This window comes from Bacteroides caecigallinarum (assembly GCF_016902295.1).
GTDB lineage: Bacteria > Bacteroidota > Bacteroidia > Bacteroidales > Bacteroidaceae > Phocaeicola > Phocaeicola caecigallinarum_A.
The window spans coordinates 1-718 of sequence record NZ_JACJLQ010000126.1 but is presented as its reverse complement, the minus strand read 5'-3'; the positions used below and the strand labels follow the sequence as shown (position 1 = coordinate 718).

1 pseudogene is annotated in these 718 nt (G+C 45.0%); it reads left to right on the top strand.

Annotation, left to right across the window (positions count from 1 at the left end):
- Window positions 1-718, top strand: a pseudogene (locus tag H6A27_RS14450) (IS66 family transposase); the annotation flags it as partial.

Here is a 718-nt window from a genome sequence, read left to right as displayed (position 1 = left end):
TACTCAGACAGAAGCATCTTGAAGAGATGATGAACAGACCTGAAAAGGAGCATACGCCCCTTGAAGGTATGGATAATGAGCAGATAAAGAGGTTCGCCCTGTTCCTGTTTTGAGGAGAATCAGAGCAAGAGCAAGCAGCTTGATGAAATGATAGCACGACTTGATGAAATAGGAAAAGACCTGAAGGACGCCAACCGTAAGATTGATTCCCTTACAGATGCCCTGCTCAAGGCAAACAACAAGGCTGAGAAGGCTGCCATTGAATGCAAGCTCCGCGACAAGGAATACAAAAAACTTGAGAAAAAGCATAATGCCCTTGTCGAGCGTCTTTCACTTATGAACACCCAAACCTACGCTTCATCTAAAAGCCTCAAAGGCATTGACCGTAAAAAGGCCGTAAAAGGAAAGCATGATGACAAGGAAGACTTTGACGGAACTCCCACTGCTCCGACAACTGAAGTTCCACAGTCAGACTCTGCCGCATCATGCGACACGCAGGATACTCCGGGCACTCCTCTTCCCAAGGAAAGACCGTATAGAAAAGGAATGAGATACAACAAGGATTGTGTAGGCACTCCGATAATACACAAGTCCGATTATACAATGCTTCCTAAGGGTTCTGTAGTGATATCATCAAGCTACCGTAAAATAAGAAATATCGTGAGCTACATTGAGGAACATCACTTTGAAGTGCTTAAGGTGAAACATGCCGACGGCA